Raw genomic sequence first — 24,661 nt, 5'->3', positions numbered from 1 at the left:
TGGCAATGGGTCTGGAAGAGAAGCTCCCGTCAGGGTTCCTGCTCTCGACGGTGGAGAACCTCGCGGGCTACATGCGCAAGGCCTCGATCTGGCCGGCGACGTTCGGCCTCGCCTGCTGCGCCATCGAGATGATGGCCGTCGGCACGCCCGACTACGACATCGCCCGCTTCGGCATGGAGCGCTTCTCGGCGACCCCGCGCCAGGCCGACCTCATGATCGTCGCCGGCCGCGTCAGCCAGAAGATGGCCCCCGTCGTGCGCCAGGTCTACGACCAGATGCCCAACCCCAAGTGGGTCATCTCGATGGGCGTATGCGCGAGCTCGGGCGGCATGTTCAACAACTACGCCATCGTCCAGGGCGTCGACCACATCATCCCCGTCGACATCTACCTGCCCGGCTGCCCGCCGCGCCCGCAGATGCTCCTCAACGCGATCATCGAGCTGCACCACCAGATCGAGACCTCGCCGCTCGGCGTCAACCGCGAGAAGGCGGCCCGCGCGGCCGAGGAGGCGGCGCTGTCGGCGACCCCCACCCACCAGATGAAGGGCCTGCTCGCATGAGCGATGCGGACACGACGCACGACCAGGGCTCCGGCCTGTCGTCCCACGAGCTCGAGGTGAGCCGACCCGGCGCCTCCACCGGTCCCGAGGTCATCGGGGTCCGGAAGGGCATGTTCGGTGCCCACGACGGCGGCGACACGAGTGGCTACTCCGGCCTGCGACGCGAGATCGTCGTCGCCGGCGCGGCCGAGCGGCCCTACGGCAGCTACTTCGACGAGATCGCCGACAACCTCGAGCGGGGCCTCGTCGGCGGCACCGCGTCCTACGCCGAGGCCGTCGACCGGGTCGTCGTCGACCGCGGCGAGATGACGGTCCACGTGCGCCGCGAGCACCTGCTGGCCGTCGCCCGCGTGCTGCGCGACGACCCCTCGCTCCGCTTCGAGATCGTCACCGGCGTCTCGGGCGTGCACTACCCCGACCGGGCCGGCCAGGAGCTGCACGCCGTCTACCACTTCCTGTCGATCACCCACGGTGGCCGGCGGGTCCGCGTCGAGGTCAGCTGCCCCGACGACGACCGGCACATCCCCTCGATCGTCTCGGTCTACCCGGCCAACGACTGGCACGAGCGCGAGACGTGGGACATGTTCGGCATCGAGTTCGACGGGCACCCGGCCCTCACCCGCATCCTCATGCCCGACGACTGGCCGGGCCACCCGCAGCGCAAGGACTACCCCCTCGGCGGGGTCCCGGTGGAGTACAAGGGCGCCACCATCCCCCCGCCGGACCAGCGGAGGTCGTACAACTGATGAGCACCCACACCGAGTTCACCCAGACCGAGGTCCCCGACGCGGGCGACAACGACGTCTACGCCACGTCCGTGGCCGACGAGCAGGCCAGCGAGGGCGCCCACGTCTTCAACGCCTCCGGCGGCGACTGGAACGACCTCGTCGACGAGGCCACCTCGCTCGGCGAGGAGCGCATCGTCGTCAACATGGGCCCGCAGCACCCGTCGACGCACGGCGTGCTCCGTCTCATCCTCGAGATCGACGGCGAGACGGTGACCGAGGCCCGCGCGGGCATCGGCTACCTCCACACCGGCATCGAGAAGAACATGGAGTACCGCACCTGGGTGCAGGGCGTCACGTTCTGCACGCGCATGGACTACCTCACGCCCATGTTCCAGGAGACGGCCTACTGCCTCGCCGTCGAGAAGCTGCTCGGCATCACCGACCAGATCCCCGAGCGGGCCAACGTCATCCGCGTGCTGATGATGGAGATGACCCGCATCAGCAGCCACCTCATCTGCCTCGGCACCGGTGGCATGGAGATGGGCGCGACGACCGTCATGACCGTCGCCTTCCGCGAGCGCGAGCGGCTGCTGCGCGTCATCGAGATGGTGACCGGCCTGCGCATGAACAACGCCTACATCCGCCCCGGCGGCGTGGCCCAGGACCTGCCGCCCGGCTGCATCGACGCCCTGCGCGAGATGGTGCCCGAGGTGCGGCGCGGGCTCGGCGAGCTCGAGGCGCTGCTCAACGAGAACCCCATTCTCAAGGGCCGCACCGTCGATGTCGGGGTGCTCAACCTCGCGGGCTGCATGGCCCTCGGCATCACCGGCCCGGTGCTGCGCTCGACCGGCCTGCCGCACGACCTGCGCAAGCTCGACCCCTACTGCGGCTACGAGACCTACGACTTCGAGGTCAAGACCCGCACGAGCCAGGACGCCTACGGCCGCCTGCGCATCCGCATCGACGAGATGTACGAGTCGCTGAAGATCATCGAGCAGGCCACCGACCGCCTGCAGGACAACGAGGGCCCGGTCATGGTGGCCGACAAGAAGATCGCGTGGCCGGCGCAGCTCGCGCTCGGCTCCGACGGTCTCGGCAACAGCCTCGACCACATCCGCGAGATCATGGGCACCTCGATGGAGAGCCTCATCCACCATTTCAAGCTCGTGACGGAGGGCTTCCGCGTTCCCGCCGGGCAGGCCTACCAGGCCGTCGAGTCGCCCAAGGGCGAGCTGGGCTGCCACGTCGTCTCCGACGGCGGCACCCGCCCCTACCGGGCGCACTTCCGCGACCCGAGCTTCAACAACCTGCAGGCCGTGGCCGCGATGTGCGAGGGCGGCCAGATCGCCGACGTCATCGTCGCCGTGGCCTCGATCGACCCCGTCATGGGAGGTGTGGACCGTTGAGCGGTCACGACGCTTCAGGCCACCTGCACGTCAGCCCGGAGTCCAAGGCGCCGTATGCCGCCGACGTCCTCCAGCGCCTGCACGCCGATGCGGCCGAGGTCATCTCGCGCTACCCGCAGAAGCGCTCGGCGCTGCTGCCGCTGCTCCACCTCGTGCAGTCGGTCGACGGCTACGTCGCCGGCCGTGGCGTGAGCTTCTGCGCCGAGGTGCTCGACCTCACCGAGGCGGAGGTCAGCGGCGTCGCGACCTTCTACACCCAGTACAAGCGCCACCCCAACGGTGACTACACCGTCGGCGTCTGCACCAACACGCTCTGCGCGATCATGGGCGGCGACCTCATCTTCGACCGGGTCTCCGAGCACCTCGGCATCGGTCACGACGAGACGACCGAGGACGGCAAGATCACCCTCGAGCGCGTCGAGTGCAACGCCGCGTGCGACTACGCGCCGGTCGTCATGGCCAACTGGGAGTTCTTCGACAACCAGACGCCCGAGAGCGCCATCGGCCTCGTCGACGAGCTGCGGGCGGGCGCCGACGTGCGACCGACGCGCGGCGCCGACAAGGTCTGCACCTTCAAGGAGGTCTCGCGCGTGCTGGCGGGCTTCCCCGACGGGCGAGCCGACGAGGGCGTCGGGGCCGGCCCGGCCTCGCTGCTCGGCCTGCGCATCGCCAAGGACCACGGCTGGGTCGCCCCCGAGGGCGCCTCCGGCTCCAGCAACGGCTCCAGCGCAACCCCGAGCAGCTCGACGAGCAGCTCGACGGGCAGCGGCGCGAGCACGAGCGACGGGAAGGACGGATCCAAGTGACCGACACGCTGACCCCGATCCTCACGAAGTTCTGGGACGACCCGCAGTCCTGGACCCTCGCCACCTACGAGCGCCACGACGGCTACAAGGCGCTCGCCCGCGCCCTGACGATGGAGCCCCAGGCGATCATCGACGCCGTCAAGGACTCGAGCATCCGCGGCCGCGGTGGCGCCGGCTTCCCGACCGGCATGAAGTGGTCGTTCATGAGCCCGCCCGACGGCGGCCCGCGCTACCTCGTCGTCAACGCCGACGAGTCCGAGCCGGGCACGTGCAAGGACATCCCGCTGATGATGGCCAACCCGCACTCGCTCATCGAGGGGGTGGCCATCTCCTCGTACGCCATCGGCTGCGAGCACGCCTTCATCTACCTGCGCGGCGAGGTCGTCCACGTCTACCGCCGGCTGCTCCGCGCCGTCGAGGAGGCCCGCGCTGCCGGCCACCTCGGCGACAACGTCGGTGGCAAGGGCGTCACGATCGACATCACCGTGCACGCCGGCGCCGGCGCCTACATCTGTGGTGAGGAGACCGCGCTGCTCGACTCGCTCGAGGGCCGCCGCGGCCAGCCGCGCCTCAAGCCGCCGTTCCCCGGCGCGGCGGGCCTCTACGCCCGCCCGACGTCGGTCAACAACGTCGAGTCGATCGCCTCGGTGCCCGGCATCATCCTCGAGGGCTCCGACTGGTTCAAGGGCATGGGCACCGAGAAGTCGACCGGCTTCGGCATCTTCAGCCTCTCGGGTCACGTCGCCAACCCCGGCCAGTTCGAGGCCCCGCTCGGCATCACCATGCGCGAGCTCATCGAGCTCGCCGGCGGCATGCGTGGCGGCAAGAAGCTGAAGTTCTGGACGCCCGGCGGCTCCTCGACGCCGATCTTCACCGACGAGCACCTCGACGTGCCCCTCGACTTCGACTCGGTCGCGGCCGCGGGCTCGATGCTCGGCACCCGCGCCCTGCAGGTCTTCGACGAGACCGTCTCGGTGGTGCGCGCCGTCGCCCGCTGGACCGACTTCTACGCCCACGAGTCCTGTGGCAAGTGCACCCCGTGCCGCGAGGGCACGTGGTGGCTGCGCCAGATCATGAACCGCATCGAGGCGGGGCAGGGCACGCAGGACGACATCGACAAGCTCGTCGACATCTGTGACAACATCCTCGGCCGCAGCTTCTGCGCCCTCGGAGACGCCGCGACGAGCCCGATCACCTCGGCCGTCAAGTACTTCCGTGAGGAGTTCGAGGCCGGCATGACGACGCCGGCCCACGAGCTCTTCCCGCCGGAGAAGTCGGTGCTCTTCGACCTCCCGGCGCCCACGACGAGCAAGGAGTCCAGCGGGATGGTGTCCGCATGACCGTCACGACCTCTCCGACGTCGGGGGGCAACGCCGTCGACAAGGGCGGCAACGCCCAGGTGCCGGCGAACCCCGACCACGTCGGCCTGACGATCGACGGCCTCCCGGTGAGCGTGCCCAAGGGCACCCTCGTCATCCGGGCCGCCGAGACCGTCGGCATCGAGATCCCCCGCTTCTGCGACCACCCGCTGCTCGACCCGGTGGGCGCGTGCCGCCAGTGCCTCGTCGACGTCGCGCTGCCCGACCGCGAGGGCAACGTGCGACCGATGCCCAAGCCGCAGGCGTCGTGCACGATGACGGTGTCCGAGGGCATGGTCGTCAACACCCAGCACACGTCCAAGGTCGCCGACAAGGCGCAGCAGGGCGTCATGGAGCTGCTCCTCATCAACCACCCGCTCGACTGCCCGGTCTGCGACAAGGGCGGCGAGTGCCCCCTGCAGAACCAGGCGATGAGCGCGGGCCGCGCCGTCTCGCGCTTCGAGGACGTCAAGCGCACCTACCCCAAGCCGGTCAACATCTCCTCGCAGGTCCTGCTCGACCGCGAGCGATGCGTCCTCTGCGCACGGTGCACCCGCTTCTCCGACCAGGTCGCCGGTGACCCCTTCATCGCCCTCGTCGAGCGCGGTGCCCTCCAGCAGGTCGGCATCTACGAGGACCAGCCCTTCGAGAGCTACTTCTCGGGCAACACCGTCCAGATCTGCCCCGTCGGGGCCCTGACGGGAGCCGCCTACCGCTTCCGCAGCCGGCCGTTCGACCTCGTGTCGACGCCGTCGGTCTGCGAGCACTGCGCGAGCGGTTGCGCCATCCGCACCGACCACCGCCGCGGCGTCGTGCTGCGGCGCATGGCCCTCGAGGACGGCGCGGTCAACGAGGAGTGGAACTGCGACAAGGGTCGCTGGGCCTTCACCTACGCGACGCTGCCGGACCGCATCGAGCTGCCGATGGTCCGCGACGAGAGCGGCGAGCTCAAGGTCGTCGGCTGGCCCGAGGCCCTTGCGGCCGCGGCTGCCGGTCTCGGCCGTGCCACGGCTGCCGGCGTGCTCGTCGGCGGCCGCGTCTCGGCCGAGGACGCCTACGCCTACGGCAAGTTCGCGCGCGTCGTGCTCGGCACCAACGACATCGACTTCCGCTCGCGCCCGCACTCGGCCGAGGAGGTCGCCTTCCTCGCCGAGCACGTCGTCGCGACCGGTGTCTCCGACGACCCCGACGCCCCCGGCGGGGGCGTCTCCTACGCCGACCTCGAGAAGGCCCGCACCGTCGTGCTCGTCGGCTTCGAGCCCGAGGACGAGAGCCCCATCGTCTTCCTGCGCCTGCGCAAGGCGTTCCGTCGCAACAAGACCAGGGTGTATGCCGTCGCGTCCCACCCGACGCGCGGCCTCATCAAGGTGGGTGGCACCCTCGTGCCCGCCGTCCCCGGCCAGGAGGCCGCCGTGCTCGGCGACCTCGGCTCGACCGAGACCGGCCGGGCCCTCCTCAGCGGGGTCGCCGAGGGTGGCATCGTGCTCGTCGGAGAGCGCCTCGCGAGCTCGCCCGGTGCCCTCGCTGCTGCCGTCCGCCTCGCCGCCGACCACGGGGCCCGCCTCGCGTGGGTGCCTCGTCGTGCGGGGGAGCGCGGGGCCCTGGAGTCCGGCGCCCTCGGCGCGCTGCTGCCCGGTGGTCGCCCGATCGGCGACGCCGCCGCCCGCGGCGAGGTCGCCGCGGTCTGGGAGGTCGCCGGCCTGCCCGACGCGACCCCGCGCGACACCGCCGGCATCGTCGCGGCCGCTGCGGCGGGTGACATCGATGCCCTCGTCGTCGGCGGTGTCGACCCGGCCGACCTGCCGGCCGATCTCGCTGCCGATGCGGCCGCCGCCCTCGAGCGCGCCTTCGTCGTCTCCTTCGAGCTGCGCGAGTCCGCGGTCACGGCCGTCGCCGACGTCGTGCTGCCCGTCGCGCCGCAGTCGGAGAAGACCGGCACCTACGTCAACTGGGAGGGACGCCTGCGTCCCTTCGGGGAGGCGCTGTCGAGCAACGCCGTGAGCGACCACCGCGCCCTCGACATGCTCGCGAGCGAGATGGGCCACTTCCTCGAGACCCGCACGCAGCGCGAGATCCACGACCAGTTCGAGGCGCTCGGCCCCTGGGGCGGCGCGCGTGCGACGAGCGCTCCCGACGGCCACCGTGCCGCCGCGGCCCCTGCAGGCTCCGGTGCCTTCACCCTCGCGACGTGGCCCACCCTGCTCGACGCGGGCCGCATGCAGGACGGCGAGCCCTTCCTCGCCGGCACGGCTCCCCGGGCGGTCGCCCGCCTCTCGGTGGCCTCGGCTGCTGCGCTCGACGTCGTCGACGGTGACGAGGTGACTGTCACGGGTCCCGCCGGCTCGGTCAGCGTGCCGGCGCTCGTCACCGACGGCATGCTCGACGGCGTCGTGTGGCTCCCGACTAACTCCAAGGACTGTTCCGTGCGCACGGGTCTCGGCAGCGATGCCGGCGGACGTGTCGCCGTCACGAAGGGTGGTGTGGCATGAGCCTCGCCCTCACGGCATACGGCATGGTCGGCGGGCTGCCGGCACTGGCGCCGACCGAGAACCCCACGGCCGACTTCAGCGACACCCCGCTGTGGCTCGCGCTCGTCAAGGCCGTCGGTGTCTTCGTCTACCTGCTGATCTCGACGCTGCTCGTCATCTGGTTCGAGCGTCGCGTCATCGGCCGCATGCAGCAGCGACCGGGCCCCAACCGCAACGGCCCCTTCGGCCTGCTGCAGACGCTCGCCGACGGCATGAAGTCGATGCTCAAGGAGGACATCACCCCGGCGCGCGCCGAGCGGGTCATCTACACCCTCGCTCCGCTCATCGCCGCGACGATGGCCTTCGTCTCCTTCGCGATCATCCCGCTCGGTGGCACGGTCTCGATGTTCGGCCACGAGACCCCGCTGCAGATCACCGACGTGCCCGTCGCCGTGCTCCTCGTGCTCGCGGTGGCCTCGGTCGGCGTCTACGGCATCATCCTCGCGGGCTGGAGCTCTGGCTCGACGTACCCGCTGCTCGGTGGTCTCCGCTCGACCGCCCAGGTCATCTCCTACGAGATCGCCATGGGCCTGTCGCTCGTCGCGATCTTCCTCTACAGCGGGTCGATGTCGACCTCGGCGATCGTGTCGGCGCAGAGCTCGCTCTGGTACATCCTCCCGGCGTTCTTCAGCTTTGCCGTCTACGTCATCACGATGGTCGGCGAGACCAACCGTCTGCCCTTCGACCTCGCCGAGGGCGAGGGCGAGCTGACCGGTGGCTTCCACACCGAGTACTCCTCGATGCGCTTCGCGATGTTCTTCCTCGGTGAGTACGTCAACATGTTCACCGTCTCGGCCCTCGCGACCACGCTCTTCCTCGGTGGCTGGCAGGCTCCGCCGTTCATCTCGGCCATCAACGACAACATGTTCGGCGGCGGCTGGTGGGGCCTGCTGTGGTTCACCGCCAAGCTGTGGCTCTTCATGTTCATCTTCGTCTGGCTGCGCGGTTCGCTGCCGCGCGTGCGCTACGACCAGTTCATGCGCTTCGGCTGGAAGTTCCTCATCCCGATCACCCTCGCGTGGGTCGTCGCCGTAGCCTTCATCCGCGGCGCGCAGCTCGGCTTCCTCGGTGACAGCAAGCTGACCTTCGCCGGCCGCGAGCTCTCGGTGGCCACCGTCGTCATCGTCAGCATCGTCGCCGTCATCGCCCTCGCCGCCGCATGGATCTGGGACGACCGGCGGGCCCAGCGCGCCGCCGCCGAGGACGAGGCCCCGCCCGAGGAGATCGACCCGTTCGAGGACGGCTACCCGGTGCCGCCGCTGCCCGGGCAGCGCCTCTCCGAGCCCCGACCCCGCCTCGCGGCCGAGCCGGTCCTGTCGACCGCCTCGAGCAGCAGCGTGGGTGGGTCCGGCGCCTCGACCACCCCCAAGGAGGAGACCCATGGCTGACGACGCCAGCAGCACCTCGAGCGGCAAGCCCGGCCAGGACGACCGCGGCGGGGGCTTCCTCTCCGACCTCTTCGCGCCGGTCGCCGGCTTCGGGGTGTCGTTCTCGACGATGTTCCGCAAGGTGGCCACCGAGGAGTACCCCGAGAAGCCGCGCCCGACGGCGCCGCGCTTCCACGGCCGCCACCAGCTGAACCGCCACCCCGACGGCCTCGAGAAGTGCGTCGGCTGCGAGCTCTGCGCGTGGGCCTGTCCGGCTGACGCGATCCTCGTCGAGGGCGCCGACAACGACGACAGCCCCGGTGGCACGGGGCGGTTCAGCCCCGGCGAGCGCTACGGCCGCGTCTACCAGATCAACTACCTGCGCTGCATCTTCTGCGGTCTGTGCATCGAGGCGTGCCCGACGCGGGCCCTGACGATGACGAACTTCTACGAGCTCGCCGACAACGACCGCGGCAAGCTGATCTTCACCAAGGACCAGCTGCTCGCCCCGCTCCAGAGCGGCATGCTCCCCCCGCCGTTCCCCATGGTGGAGGGGCTCGAGGAGCGCGACTACTACCAGGGCAAGGTGACGACGTCGACGGACGCCCAGCGCGCCTACGTCGACTCGCGAGACGCCGCGGCCGACGAGGACGCGTATGCGCAGGGCCCGGGCAACCCGGGCGCTGCCGTGCCCGGTGAGCACGACGTCGCCCACGCAGCCGACTTCACGGCTGCCCAGACCCGGGAAGGGGCCAACCCGTGACCTCCAGCGCTGAAGCCGCCGGCTTCTGGATCCTGGCCCCGATCGCGGTCATCGCCGCGCTCGGGCTGCTCTTCGCGCGCAAGGCGGTCCACGCCGCCCTCGGGGTGGCCCTCGTCATGGTCATCCTCGGCATCTTCTACATCATGCAGAACGCCGACTTCCTCGGCATCGTGCAGGTGTTCGTCTACACCGGCGCAGTGATGATGCTCTTCCTCTTCGTGCTCATGCTCGTCGGCGTCGACTCGTCCGACTCGATCGTCGAGACGATCAAGGGCCAGCGCTGGGCCTCGCTCCTGCTCGTCGTCGGTCTCGCCGGCCTGCTCTTCTTCACCATCGGTGCGACGGTCGTCGACGAGAAGACCGTGCAGGCGGGCATCGACAAGGTCGTCGCCACGAACGCCGACCCCGGCAACATCACCGGCGTCGCCGAGCTGATCTTCGGACAGTACGTCTGGATCTTCGAGGTGACCTCGGCCCTGCTCATCACGGCGGCGCTGGGCGCGATGGTGCTCGCGCACCGCGAGCGCCTCACCCCGCGCATCACGCAGGCCGAGTGGGCGGCCAAGCGCATCCGCGACAACCGCGACGTCGCGGGCCTGCCGGCCCCCGGCGTCTACGCCCGGCACAACGCGGTCGACACCCCGGCCCTGCTGCCCGACGGCACGCCGAGCAGCAAGTCCGTCTCGCGCGTCCTCGTCGCCCGCGACCAGGTCGCCACGACCGACTCCCTGCGTGAGGTCGAGCGCCACATGGAGCGCGAGATCGAGGAAGGCGGCGCCAAGTGAGCCCGATGTACTACGTCTACCTGTCGGTGATCCTCTTCTCGATCGGCACCGCCACGGTGCTGACGAGGCGCAACGCGATCATCGTCTTCATGGGCGTCGAGCTCATGCTCAACGCGACCAACCTCTCCCTCGTCACGTTCTCGCGGATGCACGGCGCCCTCGACGGGCAGGTCATGGCCCTGTTCGTCATGGTCGTCGCTGCCGCCGAGGTCGTGGTCGGCCTCGCCATCATCATGGCGATCTTCCGTGCCCGACGGTCGGCCTCGGTCGACGACGCCAACCTGCTGAAGCTGTAAGGAGCGCCGGCCAGAATGGGAACTCTCGTCCACACGCTCGCGAGCTCGTCGAGCTCGTTGAGCACGTATGCCGCCGGGCTCGCCACGCACGAAGGTGAGGCGCACGCGGCAACGGGCATCACGGCATACGCCTGGCTGCTCATCGCGCTGCCGCTGCTCGGCGCCGCCGTGCTGCTGCTCGGAGGCCGCCGCACCGACAGGTTCGGGCCGCTGCTCGCGACGCTGCTCTCCTGGGGCTCCTTCGTCGTCGGGCTGCTCGTCTTCCTCGCGATGCTCGGCCGCGGCTCCGAGGACCGCGCGCAGGAGGTCAACCTCTTCGACTGGATCACCGCCGGGTCGTTCAAGCTGAGCGCGGGGCTGCTCGTCGACCAGCTGTCGGTCACCTTCGTGCTGCTCATCACCTTCGTCGGCTCGCTGATCCACGTCTACTCACTCGGGTACATGGACCACAAGGGCGAGGACGGCCACGTCCACTCCGATCCCGACAAGCGGCGCTTCTTCGCCTACCTCAACCTCTTCGTCGCGGCGATGCTGCTGCTCGTGCTGGCCAACAGCTACCTGCTCCTCTACGTCGGCTGGGAGGGCGTCGGTCTGGCGTCCTACCTGCTCATCGGCTTCTGGAACTGGAACCCCGCCTACGCGACGGCGGCCAACAAGGCCTTCGTCGCCAACCGCGTCGGTGACTTCGGGCTGTCCATCGCGATCATCATCATGTTCTTCCACTTCGGCGCGGTCGACTTCACGACGGTGCTCGGTGCGGCGGGCAGCAACGCCAACGAGGGCTTCATGACGGCCATCGGCCTCATGCTCCTGCTCGGTGCCTGCGGCAAGTCGGCGCAGTTCCCGCTCCAGAGCTGGCTCGGTGACGCCATGGCCGGCCCGACGCCGGTCTCGGCGCTCATCCACGCGGCGACCATGGTCACGGCCGGCGTCTACCTCGTCGTGCGCTCGGCGCCGATCTTCGAGGCCGCCCCGACCGCCCAGCTCGTCGTCGTCATCATCGGTGCCATCACCCTGCTCTTCGGGGCGATCGTCGGTTGCGCCAAGGACGACATCAAGAAGGCCCTCGCGGCCTCGACGATGAGCCAGATCGGCTACATGATGCTCGCGGCCGGTCTCGGACCGGTGGGCTACGCCTTCGCGATCTTCCACCTGCTCATGCACGGCTTCTTCAAGGCCGGGATGTTCCTCGGAGCCGGGTCGGTCATGCACGGCATGAACGACCAGGTCGACATGCGCCGCTTCGGCGGCCTGTCGGGCGCCATGAAGATCACGTGGGCCACCTTCGCGATCGGCTGGCTCGCGATCCTCGGTGTGCCGCCGTTCTCGGGGTTCTGGTCCAAGGACAAGATCATCGAGGCCGCGTTCATCGGCGAGGGCTGGCGGCCCTGGGTCTTCGGTGGCGCCGCCCTCATCGGTGCCGGCATCACGGCCTTCTACATGTCGCGCCTGTTCTTCATGACCTTCCAGGGCAAGAAGCGCTGGACCGACGACGTGCACCCGCACGAGTCGGGCAAGCTCATGACGGTGCCGATGATCATCCTCGCGATCGGCTCGGCCTTCCTCGGCCTCATCCTCGGCCCGACCGGGTGGTTCACCTCGTGGCTCGAGCCGGTCACCGGCGCCGAGCCGGAGGGGGCCCACCCCGTCATCCCGGTGCCCGTGCTCATGGCCCTCACGCTCGTGCTCGTCGCCGCCGGCGCCGCGCTCGCGTGGATGCGCTACTGGCGCGACGACGTGCCGCAGACGGCGCCCACGGGCAACCTCATGACGCAGGCCGCCCGGCGCGACCTCTACCAGGACCAGGTCAACGAGGCCCTCCTCATGCGGCCCGGCATCCACCTGACGCGCTCGCTCGTCTTCGCTGACAGCAGGGGGGTCGACGGCGCCGCCGGCGGCCTCGCAGCCCTCGTCGGCGGGGCCTCGTCCCGCCTGCGCAAGCTGCAGAACGGCTTTGCACGCTCCTATGCCCTGACGATGCTCGCTGGTGTCGTCGCCATCCTCGGTGCTCTTTGGGTGATGTCCTGATGACCGCAATGTCCACCGTCCCCTGGCTGACGATCCTCGGCCTCATCCCGCTCGTCGGGGCGCTGTTCGTCGCCTTCGTGCCGGGCAGCGCCGAGACCGCCAAGCGGATGGCTCTCGGCTTCTCGCTCGTGACGCTCGTCATCGGCATCATCGCCGCGACGCAGTTCGACGTCAGCTCGAGCGCCCAGTTCCAGCTCGGTGAGCAGCACTCGTGGATCCCGCAGTTCGGCGTGAGCTATGCGCTCGGCGTCGACGGCATCGCCCTCGTGCTCATCCTCATGGCTCTCGTGTTGACGCCGATCTGCCTCCTGGCGGCCTGGCACGACGTGCCCGAGGAGGTCGGCCCGCGAGGTGGCCAGCGCGCCAAGACCTACTTCGCGCTGCTGCTCGTGCTCGAGACCTTCATGGTCGGGGTCTTCGCCGCGACCGACGTCTTCCTCTTCTACGTCTTCTTCGAGGCGATGCTCATCCCGGTCTACTTCCTCATCGGCCGCTTCGGCGGTGCGCGCAGGCAGTACGCCGCGATGAAGTTCCTGCTCTTCTCGCTCGCCGGTGGCCTCGTCATGCTCGTCGCGGTCATCGCGCTCTACCTCCAGGGCCCGGGCGGGACCGACGGCTTCCTCATCGAGCGGCTCACGGGTCTGTCCATCGACCCGACGACCGAGCGCCTCCTCTTCGTCGGCTTCTTCCTCGCCTTCGCGGTGAAGGCGCCGATGGTGCCGTTCCACACCTGGCTGCCCGACGCCGCCACCGAGTCCACGCCGGCCACGGCCACGCTGCTCGTCGGCGTGCTCGACAAGGTCGGCACCTTCGGGATGATCCGCTTCTGCCTGCAGCTCTTCCCCGAGGCCAGCCAGTGGGCGACCCCGGTCGTCGTCGTGCTCGCCGTCATCTCGGTGATCTACGGTGCGCTGCTCGCGATCGGCCAGACCGACATGATGCGGCTCATCTCCTACACCTCGGTGAGCCACTTCGGCTTCATCGTGCTCGGCATCTTCGCCTTCACCAGCGTCGGCCAGGGCGGTTCCACGCTCTACATGGTCAACCACGGCTTCTCGACGGCGGCGCTGTTCCTCTTCGCGGCGATGCTCGTGCGGCGACACAACAGCAACAGCAAGCGCATCGGCGACTACGGCGGATGGCAGCGGGTCACGCCGGCCCTCGCGGGGATCTTCCTCGTCGCGGGCCTGTCGGGGCTGGCGCTGCCCGGCCTGTCGAGCTTCGTCTCGGAGTTCCTCGTGCTCGTCGGGTCGTTCTCGACGCAGCCCGTCGCCACGGTCATCGCGACCTCCGGCATCATCCTCGCCGCGCTCTACATCCTGCTGATGTTCAATCGGGTCATGACCGGCCCCAAGCCGGAGGAGCTCGTGGCCGAGGGCGTCACGGTCGACGAGGGGTGGCGCAAGTCCTCGGGTGGCACGACGGTGCGTGACCTGACGACGCGCGACAAGCTCGTGGCGGCCCCGCTCATCGCGGCCTTCGTCGTGCTCGGCTTCCTGCCCAACATCGCGCTGAACTTCATCAACCCGGCCGTCGACAAGACCCTGTCGTACGTCCAGCAAGCGATTCCGTCCCTCAACCCGGCCGGCACCGCGGCCGAAGGGAGCTCGAAGTGACTGCAGCCGTTCTGCCGGCTCTGTCGAACCAGTCGGCGCTTCCGGCCGCGTTCCAGGCGTCCGAGGTCAACTACCAGGCGGTGATGCCGCTGCTCATCGTCTTCGCCACGGCCCTCGTCGGCGTGCTCGTCGAGGCCTTCGTGGCTCGCGAGCGGCGCCAGCGGGTCCAGGTGACGGTGGCGGTGGTCGGTCTCGTCGCGGCGACTGTCTCGATCTACTGGGCGAGCAGCAACATCGGCCTCACGATGGGCCTGTCGGACGGTGCGACCAACCGGTCGCTCTTCGCGCTGGCCATCGACGGTCCGGCCCTCTTCCTGCAGGGCGCGATCCTGCTCATGGGCATCCTCGGTGTGCTGACGATGGCGGAGCGTCTCGGTGGCGTCGGGCCCGATGCCTTCACCCCGAGCGGCGCGTCGACGCCCGGCTCGCCGGTCGAGACCGCGGCCACGCGCGCCGGAGCCCTCACCTCCGAGGTCTTCCCGCTGACGGTCTTCGCGATCTTCGGCATGATGCTCTTCCCGACGACGAACGACCTCATCGGCATGTTCGTCGCGCTCGAGGTCCTCTCCCTGCCGCTCTACATCCTCACCGGCCTTGCCCGGCGTCGTCGCCTGCTCTCGCAGGAGGCCTCGCTCAAGTACTTCCTGCTCGGTGCGTTCAGCTCAGCGTTCTTCCTCTTCGGCACGGCCCTGCTCTACGGCTACGCCGGGTCGGTCTACTTCGGTGACCTGTCCGCGGCCATCAGCACGGCGCCGCTCGCGATGAACGGCCTGCTCCTTCCGGGCTCCTTCCTCGTCTTCGTCGGTCTGCTCTTCAAGGTGGGCGCGGTGCCGTTCCACGCGTGGACGCCCGACGTCTACCAGGGCGCCCCGACGCCGGTCACCGGCTTCATGGCCGCGTGCACCAAGGCGGCCGCCTTCGGCGCGATCCTGCGCCTCGCCTACGTCGGGCTCGACACGGCCCGCTGGGAGTGGAGCAACGCCCTCGTCATCGTCGCCCTGCTGACGATGGTCGTCGGGTCGGTGCTGTCGGTGACCCAGACCGACATGAAGCGCCTGCTCGCCTACTCCTCGATCGCGCACGCGGGCTTCATCCTCGTCGGCGTGCTCGCCTTCGACCGCACGGGTGTCGGCGCGGTGCTCTTCTACATCGTCGCCTACGGCTTCTCGACGATCGCCGCGTTCGCCATCGTCTCGCTCGTGCGCCAGAACGGCGCCGAGGCGACGCACCTCTCGCAGTGGGCAGGGCTCGGCAAGAACCACCCCGTCGCGGCCTCGGCGTTCGCGTTCCTCATGCTCGCCTTCGCCGGCATCCCGCTGACGTCGGGCTTCGTGTCGAAGTTCGCGGTGTTCTCCGCGGCCGTCGGCGCGGGCGCCACCGGCACCGTGCTCGCTGTCGTCGGTGTGCTCTGCAGCGCGATCACCGTCTTCGTCTACGCCCGCGTCATCGTGCTGATGTTCTTCAGCGAGGCGCCGGCGGAGAAGGTCGAGGTCGTCACCCCGTCTGCCATGACGACGTTCTCGATCGCCATCGGCACCCTCACCACGCTCGCGCTCGGTGTCGTGCCGGCCTCGCTGCTCGACCTCGCTGACCGTGCCTCGCAGTTCGTCCGGTGACGGTGGCGAGCAGGCCGGCGCGCACCGGGGTTCTATGACGCCGCACGCGACCCCACCGGTCCTCTCGATCCCCGGCGCCACGCCTGAGCTGGCGGCGCGGCTGAGCGACGGCCTCGACCGGGTCGACGCCCTGCTGCGCGAGGTCGTCGACCACGACGACCCGTTCATCGCCAAGGCGTCGGGCCACCTCGTCGAGGCCGGCGGCAAGCGCTTCCGCCCGTTGCTGACGCTGCTCGCGGCCGAGCTGACCGGCGGCATCAACGACGACGTCGTGCGCGCCGCCGCTGGCGTTGAGCTGACGCACCTCGCCTCGCTCTACCACGACGACGTCATGGACGAGGCCCAGCTGCGTCGTGGCGTGCCCGCGGCCAACGTCGCCTACGGCAACTCGACGGCGATCCTCGTGGGCGACCTGCTCTTCGGCAAGGCGTCCGAGCTCGTCGCCGGGCTCGGCGCGGAGGCCGTCCTCATCCAGGCGCAGACCTTCGTGCGGCTGTGTTCGGGTCAGATCCGCGACGACCGCCCGCCGAGCGACGAGGTCGACCCGGTCGACTACTACCTCGACGTGCTCGCCGACAAGACGGGCGTGCTCATCGCCACGGCGGGCCGCTACGGCGTGATGTTCTCCGGCGGCGACGAGGCGACGGCGATGCTCATGCGCGACTACGGCGAGAAGGTCGGCATCGCCTTCCAGCTCGCCGACGACCTCATCGACATCGCGTCCGACGCGGAGGAGACGGGCAAGACGCCCGGCACCGACCTGCGCGAGGGCGTCGACACGCTCGCCGTGCTGCGGGCCAAGGAGTCGACCGACCCCGCCGACGCGCGGCTGCTCGAGCTGCTCCACGCCGACCTCTCCTCCGACGACGCCGGCGTCTCCGAGGCACTGGCGCTGCTGCGGGTGCACCCCGCGCTCGCTCAGGCCCGCGAGGAGACGTATGCCGTTGCGCGCGCGGCCCGTGCCCTGCTCGACCCGCTCCCGCCGAGTGACGCCAAGAGCGCCCTGCAGGCACTCGCCCTCTCGGTCGTCGACCGCGTCGGCTGACCGACGGACTGCTCTCTCGATCGCTGAGCGGGCGCGCTACCTCCCCGATCGAAAGAGCACTCCGTTCGCCCCCTCCCTCGGTGCTCCCGTGCGTCAGCCGAGGACGCGCTCGAGGTACGGGTTGCCGAAGCGCCGCTCCGGGTCGACCCGGTCGCGCACGGCCACGAAGTCGTCGAAGCGCGGGTAGCTCTTGCGCAGGTAGTCCGCTCCTCGGGTGTGCATCTTGCCCCAGTGCGGCCGGCCACCGTGCGCGGTCGCGATCGCCTCGAAGGCGTCGAAGTAGCCGCCGCGCTGCTGCCGGTGGTAGCGGTGCACCGCGATGTAGGCGCTCTCGCGCTCGTAGGCCGTCGAGAGCCAGACGTCGTCGGCGGCCGCCACCCGGCACTCGACCGGGAAGGAGATGCGCTCGTCGTGCCGGTCGATCCAGTCGCGCAGCTCGAGGAGGGCGTCACGCAGGGCGTGCCGGGGGAAGGCCCACTCCGACTCCGCGAAGCGCACGTCGCGCGCGGTGACGAAGACGCGATGGGACACATCGGTGAAGCTGCGCTCGCTGAGGGCGCGCGACGCGAGGGTGTTGATGCTCTTCGTCGCGCGGGGCAGGCGCGTCGCGATCCGGTTGGTCACCTCGAAGAGGCGGTTGGACAGCAGGTCGTCGTCGAGCCGTTCGCGCCATGCGGGCAAGGGCTTGGCGGGAGTGCCTGGCGGAACGCGGTTGTTGCGCTTCGTCAGGGTGCGGTCGGTGTGCGGGAACCAGTAGAACTCGAAGTGGTCGTTGTCCTGCGCCGCGTCGTCGACCTGCTCGAGGAGGGAGAGCAGCGGCTCCGGCCGCTCCACCGCGTGGAGCAGGAAGGCGGGCACGACAGCCAGCGTCAGCTCGGTGACGATGCCGAGTGCCCCGAGGCCGAGCCGTGCGGCCTGGTAGAGGTCCGGGTCCTGGTCGGGCGAGCACGTGACGACCGACCCGTCGGCGAGCACGAGACGCAGCGCGCGGATGCCGGCGGAGAGCCCGGTGAGGCGCAGACCCGTCCCGTGGGTGCCGGTGCCGGTTGCTCCGGCGATGCTCTGGCGGTCGATGTCGCCGAGGTTGGGCAACGCATACCCGAAGGCTGCGAGCTCCTCGTTGAGCACGTGCAGCGGCGTGCCGGCGCGGACCGTCGCCTCGCCACGCGTCGCGTCGATCGACATGACCCCGGTCAGGGCGCCGAGGCGCAGCTGGAGCCCGTCGGTGACGGCGACCCCCGTGAAGGAGTGACCGGCGCCGATCGCCTTGACGCGCAGGCCCCGTGCCGCCGCGGCGCGCACCTCGTCGACGACCTCGGCCTCGTTGCGCGGGGTCGCGACCCGCACGAGCCTCGTCGACTCGGTGCCGGCCCAGTTGCTCCACTCGACCCGCCGGACCGCTGGCGTCACGTCACCCAAAGCACTGCCCTTCTCCACGGTAGGTCGCGGCTCGCCCGACGACCTCGTCGCCCGCCACGAGGACGAACTCCGTGAAGCGCTCGGCCAGCTCGCCCGCCTTGGCGTGGCGGAACCATATCCGATCACCCAAGGAGAGCGCGTCGGCGGCAGCGCCCTTGAGGGGGGTCTGCACCTCGCCCGTGCCCTCGGTGCGCACGAGCTCGAGGCCCTGCTCGTCGAGCGGGGCAGGCACGCGCGACCATCCGGGCGGGCCCGAGGCGATGTAGCCGCCGCTGTATGCCGTGACCATGCCCTCCGCAGGTCGGCGCACGACGGGCGTGCCGAAGAAGGCTGCGGGCTGGAGCACGAGGCCGTCGTAGCCGTCGAAGAGGGTGGGTGCGTAGAGGCCGGAGCCGGCGGCGAGCTCGGTGAGGGACGGGTCGAGACCCGTGACGTGCAGGCTTCCGGTTCCACCACCGTTGACGAAGTCGAGGTCGGTGAGCGCCCTTGCGGCAGAGACGATCTCGGCCCGGCGAGCAAGCAGCTCACGGTGGGAACGGACCTTGACCTGCCTCACCGCTGGCGACGAGTCGGGCAGGCCGGCGATCTGCGCGTCATAGAACATCAGGCCGGCGACGACGAGCCCTCGCTCCTGCGCCCTGCGGATGACGGCCTCGACCTGCTGCGGGGTGCGCGTCGGCGAGCGGCGCACCCCGAGGTGGGCGGGGCCGATGCGCAGCGACGCGTCGACATCGACGGCCACCCGTAGCCCCACGTGCTCCTCGACGTGGCGGGCGATGAAGTCGACGTGCTCGATGCTGTCGACCATGACGGTGACCGCGGCGGTCAGCGCCGGGTCGGTCGCGAGCTCCGCCAGGGCCGGCACGTCGACGCTCGGGTAGGCCACCATGAGGTTGCGGTGGCCCGCCCTCGCCCACCACAGCGCCTCCGGCACGGCGTAGCACATGAGGCCCGCGAAGCCGTCGTGGCGCAGGGCGCGCTCGATGAGCGGCCGGCTGCGCAGCGACTTCGTCGCGATGCGGATGGGCAGCCCGTGCGCCCGGCCCACGAGGGTGGCGGCGTTGGCGTCGAAGGCGTCGAGGTCGACGACGGCGAGCGGGGCGGCGAGGTCGCGCGTCGCCCTGGACAGGCGCGCGGCAACGGGCGCAGGCAGGCGGCGAGACATGGACCGCACCCTACTGCGCCACCCGAAGAGGCAACCCCCCGCCAATCGACAGAGCGGTTCGTCGGGTCATCAACACGTCAACTACCCGACGGATTGCTCTCTCGATTAGGGAAAGGGGGCGCGCTTGAGAATGGGAGAGGCGCCCCGTGCGGGAATCGACAGAGCGGTTCGTCTGGTGGTCAACACCTCAACTACCCGACGGGTTGCTCTCTCGATCGGGGAGGGCCGGCCGCCGGGCCATCGCGAGGACGTCGAGGGCCTCGTCGAGCTGCTGCTCGGTCAGCTGGCCGTCGGCGACGTGACCACGCTCGACGACGACCTCGCGCACGCTCCGCCGCTCGGCGAGGGCCTGCTTGACGACGGCCGCGGCCGCCTCGTAGCCGATGTAGCGGTTGAGCGGGGTGACGATCGAGGGTGACCCCTCGGCAAGGGCCCGCGCGTGCTCGACCTCCGCCGTGATGCCGTCGACGCAGCGGTCTGCGAGCAGCCGGCTCGTGCTCGTCAGCAGCCGGATCGACTCGAGCACGTTCTTGGCGATGACCGGCAGCATGACGTTGAGCTCGAAGTTGCCGGCAGCGCCGGCCACCGTGACCGTGACATCGTTGCCGATGACCTGGGCACAGGCCATGAGGGTCGCCTCCGGCACGACCGGGTTGACCTTGCCGGGCATGATGCTCGACCCCGGCTGCAGGTCGGGCAGGTGGATCTCGCCGAGGCCCGTCCTCGGCCCGGAGCTCATCCAGCGCAGGTCGTTGCAGATCTTCGTCAGGCTGACGGCCACGACCTTGAGCGCGCCCGACAGCTCGACGACGGCGTCCTGGGCCGACTGGGCCTCGAAATGGTCGGCAGCCTCTCGCAACGACAGCCCGGTCACCTCGGCGACGCGGGCGATGACGGCTGCCGCGAAGCCTGGCTCGGCGTTGAGCCCGGTCCCTGCGGCAGTGCCGCCAAGGGGCAGCTCGGACGTCGCCTCGGCCGCAGACCGCACCCGGGCAGCACCGAGCTCGATCTGGCGCCGGTAGCCACCGAACTCCTGACCCAGGGTGACGGGCACGGCGTCCATGAGGTGGGTCCGCCCCGCCTTGACGACGTCGGCGAACTCGACCTCCTTGCGTGCCAGCGACGCCGCGAGGTGGTCGAGCGCGGGGGCGAGCTCGCGGACCGCGCCGAGGGTCGCAGCGATGCGCAGCGCGCTCGGGAACGTGTCGTTGCTCGACTGCCCGGCGTTGACGTGGTCGTTGGGATGCACGTCCAGGCCACTGTCGAGATGGGCGATCCGCGCGAGCACCTCGTTGACGTTCATGTTGGTCGACGTGCCCGACCCGGTCTGGAAGACGTCGACCGGGAACTCGCCGTCGTGCCGCCCCGCGGACACCTCACGCGCGGCCGCCACGATCGCCTCGGCTCGGCGGCCGTCGACGACGCCGAGCTCGGCGTTGACCTCCGCCGCTGCAGCCTTGAGCAGGGCGAGCGCGTGCACGACCTCAGGCGGCACGGGCTGGCCGCTGATGGGGAAGTTCTCGACGGCCCGTGCGGTCTGGGCTCCCCAGAGGGCCGCCGCCGGGACCTCCACCTCGCCCATCGAGTCGTGCTCGATGCGGACGTCGTGCTCCGTGTCGCTCATGTCACCCATCATGCGCGCTCCGGCTCGGGCTCCGGCTCGGGGGCCGCAGCCGTGGCATGCCCGGGGCAGCCCTCGGCCCCGGCGCACGACCAGCCGGCCGGGGCCGGCGCCAGCCGCCGCGCCACCCGCTGCGGGGCGGTGGGCTGCACCGGCGTCGGGGCCGGGGGCGCCGGGTTGCGGATGAGCAGCCACGAGAGGACGCCGCCGGCGGCGAGCATCCCGGAACAGATCCACATGGCCGACGCGTAGGCGGCCGAGAAGGCGGCGGGGTCGGCGTAGTCCTCGCCCGTGAGCCCCAGGACGGCCGGCAGCGCCGCGACGGCGAGCAGGCTGCCCGCGCGGGCGACGGCGTTGTTGACGCCACTGGCCACACCGGCATACCGGTCGGGGGCGGCGTCGAGGACGGTGGCGGTGAGGGGGGCGACGAGCAGCGTGAGCCCGAGACCGAAGACGGTGACGCCGGGCAGCACGCCCGTCCAGTAGGTGGAGCCGGCGTCGACGCCGGACAGCAGCGCAGCGCCGACCGCGCACACGAGCGGGCCGAGCGTCATCGGCAGGCGCGGGCCGATCCGGGCAGCGAGCCGCCCGCCCCGGGCGGCGAGCAGCAGCATGAGCACGGTGATCGGCAGGGTCGCGACGCCGGCCGGCAGGGGTCCCCAGCCGAGCACCGTCTGGAGCTGGAGACTGAGGAAGAAGAAGAGGGCGCCGAGGGCGGCATACACGAGCAGCGTCATCCCGTTGGCGGCGCTGAACTGCCGCGAGGCGAAGAGGTCGAGCGGCACGAGCGGATGGGTGCTCGCCCGCTCGACCGCGACGAAGCCCCCGGCGGCGACCACCCCGAGCCCGGCGACGGCGAGCGCGAGACCGGCGCCGAGCGACGCGTGCTCGATGAGCGCGAACGTCGTCAGCCCGAGGGCAGCCGTGGCGAGCAGCGCTCCGACGACGTCGAACTGGTCTGACGCCAGCTCGTCACGGCTCTCCGGCACCGCCACCTGGGCCACCCACACGGTGGCGATGCCGATCGGCACGTTGAGCAGGAAGGCCCACCGCCACGACGCGTACTCGACCAGCCAGCCGCCGATGAACGGCCCGATGGCCGCAGCGACGCCGCCGAGCCCCGACCAGGCGCCGATCGCCGCGGCGCGGTCCTCGCGCCGGAAGCTGGCCTGGAGGAGGGCGAGGCTGCCGGGTGTCAGCAGCGCGCCACCGACCCCCTGGAGCACCCGCGCGACGACGAGCTGGACGGGCGACTGGGCCAGCCCGCAGGCCACGGACGCGGCCGTGAACCAGATGACCCCGATGACGAAGACCCGGCGCCGCCCGAAGCGGTCACCGAGCGAGCCGCCGAGCAGGATGAGCGACGCGAGAGCCAGCAGGTAGCCGTTGGTGATCCACTGGAGATCGGCCATGCTGGCCCCGAGCTCGGCCCCGACGCGGACGAGGGCGACGTTGACGACGGTGCCGTCGAGCATCACCATTCCCGAGCCGAGCACGGCGGCGGTGACGACGAGCCGCCCGGTGCGGGTGGCGAGGCCGATGTCGCTCACCTGCGCAGTCTGTCATGCGGCCCGCGCCGCTCGGCTCGGCGACGACACCGCAGATCGGCCGAAATCGGTGGCCGTTCTGGGTGCCATCGGGCCCTCAAAAGGCGGACGCTATGAGGTGGCCGCCAGTGCGCACTCGCGCCGACGACCTCCACGTCCATCACAAGGAGGAGTCATGGGTCACCCCCGCATCCTGCCCGCTGTCCTGGCAAGCGCCGCCCTGGCGCTGACCGGCGCCGCGGCAGCCTGGGCAACACCGCCACCACCCCCGCCGTCCGACGTGCTCGTCAGCGTCGGCAGCCCACCGACGCCGTTCTCTCAGAACAAGCAGAACGAGCCGGCCGTCGCCGTGGACGCTCACGAGCCGAGCGTCGTCGCGGCCGGCGCCAACGACGAGATCGACGAGGAGTCGTGCGCGGCGGGCGACCCGACCACGTGCCCGTTCACGGACGGGGTCGGCGTGTCCGGCGTGTACTTCTCCTTCACCGGCGGGTCGAGCTGGACCCAGCCGACCTACGAGGGCTTCACGGCGCGCCACTGCCTCGGCCCCGACGCGTGCGCCCCGACGACGGGCCCCATCGGCACCCTGCCGAAGTACTACGAGAACGGCCTCGTCTCCGACGGCGACCCGGCGCTCGCCTTCGGGCCGCGTCCGGGCCCGAACGACTCGTTCTCGTGGGACAACGGCTCCCGCCTCTACTACGCGAACCTCACCTCGAACTTCCCGACCTCGAGCACCGTCAAGGGCTTCGAGGCGATCGCGGTCTCGAGGACGGACGACCCGCGGGCCGCGGCCGCGGGTGACGCGTCCGCCTGGAAGGCGCCCGTCATCATCTCGAAGCAGTCGTCGACCACCTTCTCCGACAAGGAGCAGATCTGGGCTGACAACGCCTCGTCGAGCCGCTACTTCGGCAACGTCTACGTCTGCTGGGCGTCGTTCCGCAGCAACAGTCACGGCAACGCCTTCCCGACCCCGCTCATCGTCTCCCGCTCCACGGACGGCGGAGCGACGTGGACGACGAAGCAGGTCGGGCCGGCAACCGACAACGGGATCAACCAGCAGGCCGATGGCTGCACGATCCGCAGCGACAGCCAGGGCAACGTCTACGTCTTCGGCATCGGCGTGCGCGGCGGCAAGCAGTTCCAGCTCATGTACCGCTCGACCGACGGCGGTGCCCACTGGCAGGGCCCGCAGCTCGTCGCACCCGTCGTGAGCCCCGGCGTGCTCGACCCCGTGCTCGGCCGCCCGACCATGGACGGCATCGCCGGCGCGCGCGTCGACCTCGCCTCCGGGCCCAGCGTCGACATCGCCAACGGGGCCCCGTCCGGCGCCGGCGCCACCGACCAGATCGTCATGACCTGGGCCGACGGCACGGCCGGTCTGAACCATGAGCAGCTGCTCTGGACGAGCTCGACGGACGGCGGGGCCACGTGGACCGCGCCTGACGCCGTCCCGCTGCCGCCGGGTGACCGACCCGTATACACGGCGCCCGCCCTCTCGCCCGACGGCAAGGACCTCTACGTCGTCGACAACGCCTTCACGACGACCTACCGCACCAACACGAGCGCCCCCCGCGGGCTCGTGGGCCAGCTGTGGCACGCCGACGTCGCGGGTGGCATGCCGACGGGGTGGGCATCGCTCGACCGCAGCGCCGTCGGGGACCCGCGCGGCACGAGCCAGAACGGGCTGACCGCCGAGTTCCTCGGCGACTACGTCTACGCGAGCGCTACGCGTGACGGTGTCGTCGGGGTGTGGAACGACGCGTCGAACGCGGAGCACTGCCCGGCGATCGACGACTACCGCGCCTCGCTCTACGGATCGTCGCCCACCGCGCCCCCCGACGTCATCGGCGTGTGCCCGGCGACCTTCGGCAACAGCGACATCCGCGGAGGTTGGTGGGCCGACCCGACGACCCCCTGACCGCGTCGTGAGCCTGCCGGGGCAGCCCCAGCCGTATGCCGTGTGGCTGCCCCGGTGGGTTCGGCTCGTCGCGCCGAGGTCGGGCC

The 24,661-nt window shown here is 70.7% G+C and carries 19 protein-coding genes; 15 read left to right on the top strand and 4 right to left on the bottom strand.

The features are described from left to right. Nucleotides 1–5: 5 nt before the first annotated feature. The 14 genes from FBY41_RS03490 (at nt 6) to FBY41_RS03425 (ending at nt 16,902) form a co-directional block, all read left to right on the top strand. Nucleotides 6–560, top strand: a complete 555-nt coding sequence (locus FBY41_RS03490) for a NuoB/complex I 20 kDa subunit family protein (protein WP_141824669.1) — start codon at nt 6–8, stop codon at nt 558–560. Further along, nucleotides 557–1,306, top strand: a complete 750-nt coding sequence (locus FBY41_RS03485; RefSeq protein WP_141841995.1) for an NADH-quinone oxidoreductase subunit C — start codon at nt 557–559, stop codon at nt 1,304–1,306. Before FBY41_RS03490 ends, FBY41_RS03485 begins: the two co-directional genes overlap by 4 nt. Beyond that, complete coding sequence (locus FBY41_RS03480) at nt 1,306–2,694, top strand: NADH-quinone oxidoreductase subunit D (protein ID WP_141841994.1); 1,389 nt, start codon at nt 1,306–1,308, stop codon at nt 2,692–2,694. The genes FBY41_RS03485 and FBY41_RS03480 overlap by 1 nt, the downstream gene beginning before the upstream one ends. Next, complete coding sequence (nuoE, locus tag FBY41_RS03475; protein WP_141841993.1) at nt 2,691–3,500, top strand: NADH-quinone oxidoreductase subunit NuoE; 810 nt, start codon at nt 2,691–2,693, stop codon at nt 3,498–3,500. Before FBY41_RS03480 ends, nuoE begins: the two co-directional genes overlap by 4 nt. Next, the gene (nuoF, locus tag FBY41_RS03470) at nt 3,497–4,840 is read left to right on the top strand and encodes an NADH-quinone oxidoreductase subunit NuoF (RefSeq protein ID WP_141841992.1); all 1,344 of its coding nucleotides are present in this window, start codon (nt 3,497–3,499) and stop codon (nt 4,838–4,840) included. The genes nuoE and nuoF overlap by 4 nt, the downstream gene beginning before the upstream one ends. Beyond that, complete coding sequence (locus FBY41_RS03465; protein WP_141841991.1) at nt 4,837–7,347, top strand: NADH-quinone oxidoreductase subunit G; 2,511 nt, start codon at nt 4,837–4,839, stop codon at nt 7,345–7,347. Before nuoF ends, FBY41_RS03465 begins: the two co-directional genes overlap by 4 nt. Beyond that, nucleotides 7,344–8,774 carry an NADH-quinone oxidoreductase subunit NuoH gene (nuoH, locus tag FBY41_RS03460; protein ID WP_141841990.1) on the top strand — a complete coding sequence of 477 codons (1,431 nt, stop codon included), beginning with the start codon at nt 7,344–7,346 and terminating at the stop codon, nt 8,772–8,774. Before FBY41_RS03465 ends, nuoH begins: the two co-directional genes overlap by 4 nt. Next, nucleotides 8,767–9,516 (top strand): NADH-quinone oxidoreductase subunit NuoI, encoded by a 750-nt coding sequence (gene nuoI, locus FBY41_RS03455; protein WP_141841989.1) that lies wholly within the window; start codon nt 8,767–8,769, stop codon nt 9,514–9,516. The genes nuoH and nuoI overlap by 8 nt, the downstream gene beginning before the upstream one ends. After that, complete coding sequence (locus tag FBY41_RS03450) at nt 9,513–10,301, top strand: NADH-quinone oxidoreductase subunit J (protein WP_141841988.1); 789 nt, start codon at nt 9,513–9,515, stop codon at nt 10,299–10,301. Before nuoI ends, FBY41_RS03450 begins: the two co-directional genes overlap by 4 nt. Beyond that, a complete protein-coding gene (gene nuoK / locus FBY41_RS03445; protein ID WP_141824678.1) occupies nt 10,298–10,597 on the top strand; it encodes an NADH-quinone oxidoreductase subunit NuoK in 300 nt (99 codons plus the stop codon). Before FBY41_RS03450 ends, nuoK begins: the two co-directional genes overlap by 4 nt. Nucleotides 10,598–10,612: 15 nt before the next feature. After that, a complete protein-coding gene (nuoL, locus tag FBY41_RS03440) occupies nt 10,613–12,625 on the top strand; it encodes an NADH-quinone oxidoreductase subunit L (protein WP_141841987.1) in 2,013 nt (670 codons plus the stop codon). 8 nt (nt 12,626–12,633) lie between these two features. Next, nucleotides 12,634–14,241, top strand: a complete 1,608-nt coding sequence (locus FBY41_RS03435; RefSeq protein ID WP_141843087.1) for an NADH-quinone oxidoreductase subunit M — start codon at nt 12,634–12,636, stop codon at nt 14,239–14,241. A gap of 83 nt (nt 14,242–14,324) precedes the next feature. Beyond that, nucleotides 14,325–15,857 (top strand): NADH-quinone oxidoreductase subunit NuoN, encoded by a 1,533-nt coding sequence (nuoN, locus tag FBY41_RS03430; protein ID WP_375869859.1) that lies wholly within the window; start codon nt 14,325–14,327, stop codon nt 15,855–15,857. A gap of 34 nt (nt 15,858–15,891) precedes the next feature. Beyond that, on the top strand, nt 15,892–16,902 hold the full coding sequence (locus FBY41_RS03425; protein ID WP_141841986.1) for a polyprenyl synthetase family protein: 1,011 nt from the start codon (nt 15,892–15,894) through the stop codon (nt 16,900–16,902). A 93-nt stretch (nt 16,903–16,995) separates the two neighbouring features. Here FBY41_RS03425 and FBY41_RS03420 read toward each other — a convergent pair whose 3' ends face one another. The 4 genes from FBY41_RS03420 to FBY41_RS03405 form a co-directional block, all read right to left on the bottom strand. Beyond that, the gene (locus FBY41_RS03420) at nt 16,996–18,312 is read right to left on the bottom strand and encodes a D-arabinono-1,4-lactone oxidase (protein ID WP_260439535.1); all 1,317 of its coding nucleotides are present in this window, start codon (nt 18,310–18,312) and stop codon (nt 16,996–16,998) included. A gap of 1 nt (nt 18,313) precedes the next feature. Next, nucleotides 18,314–19,486 (bottom strand): alanine racemase, encoded by a 1,173-nt coding sequence (locus tag FBY41_RS03415; RefSeq protein ID WP_141841984.1) that lies wholly within the window; start codon nt 19,484–19,486, stop codon nt 18,314–18,316. Nucleotides 19,487–19,673: 187 nt separating this feature from the next. Further along, the gene (locus FBY41_RS03410; RefSeq protein WP_141841983.1) at nt 19,674–21,110 is read right to left on the bottom strand and encodes a class II fumarate hydratase; all 1,437 of its coding nucleotides are present in this window, start codon (nt 21,108–21,110) and stop codon (nt 19,674–19,676) included. 8 nt (nt 21,111–21,118) lie between these two features. Next, nucleotides 21,119–22,657: an MFS transporter gene (locus tag FBY41_RS03405; protein WP_141841982.1), complete on the bottom strand. Its 1,539-nt coding sequence runs from the start codon at nt 22,655–22,657 to the stop codon at nt 21,119–21,121. Nucleotides 22,658–22,829: 172 nt separating this feature from the next. Here FBY41_RS03405 and FBY41_RS03400 point away from each other — a divergent pair, with 172 nt between their 5' ends. Next, complete coding sequence (locus FBY41_RS03400; RefSeq protein WP_141841981.1) at nt 22,830–24,575, top strand: sialidase family protein; 1,746 nt, start codon at nt 22,830–22,832, stop codon at nt 24,573–24,575. The last annotated feature ends 86 nt before the right edge of the window (nt 24,576–24,661 follow it).

This window comes from Humibacillus xanthopallidus, assembly GCF_006716675.1.
In the GTDB taxonomy this organism is placed as follows: domain Bacteria; phylum Actinomycetota; class Actinomycetes; order Actinomycetales; family Dermatophilaceae; genus Humibacillus; species Humibacillus xanthopallidus_B.
This window is presented reverse-complemented; position numbering and strand designations above follow the sequence as displayed.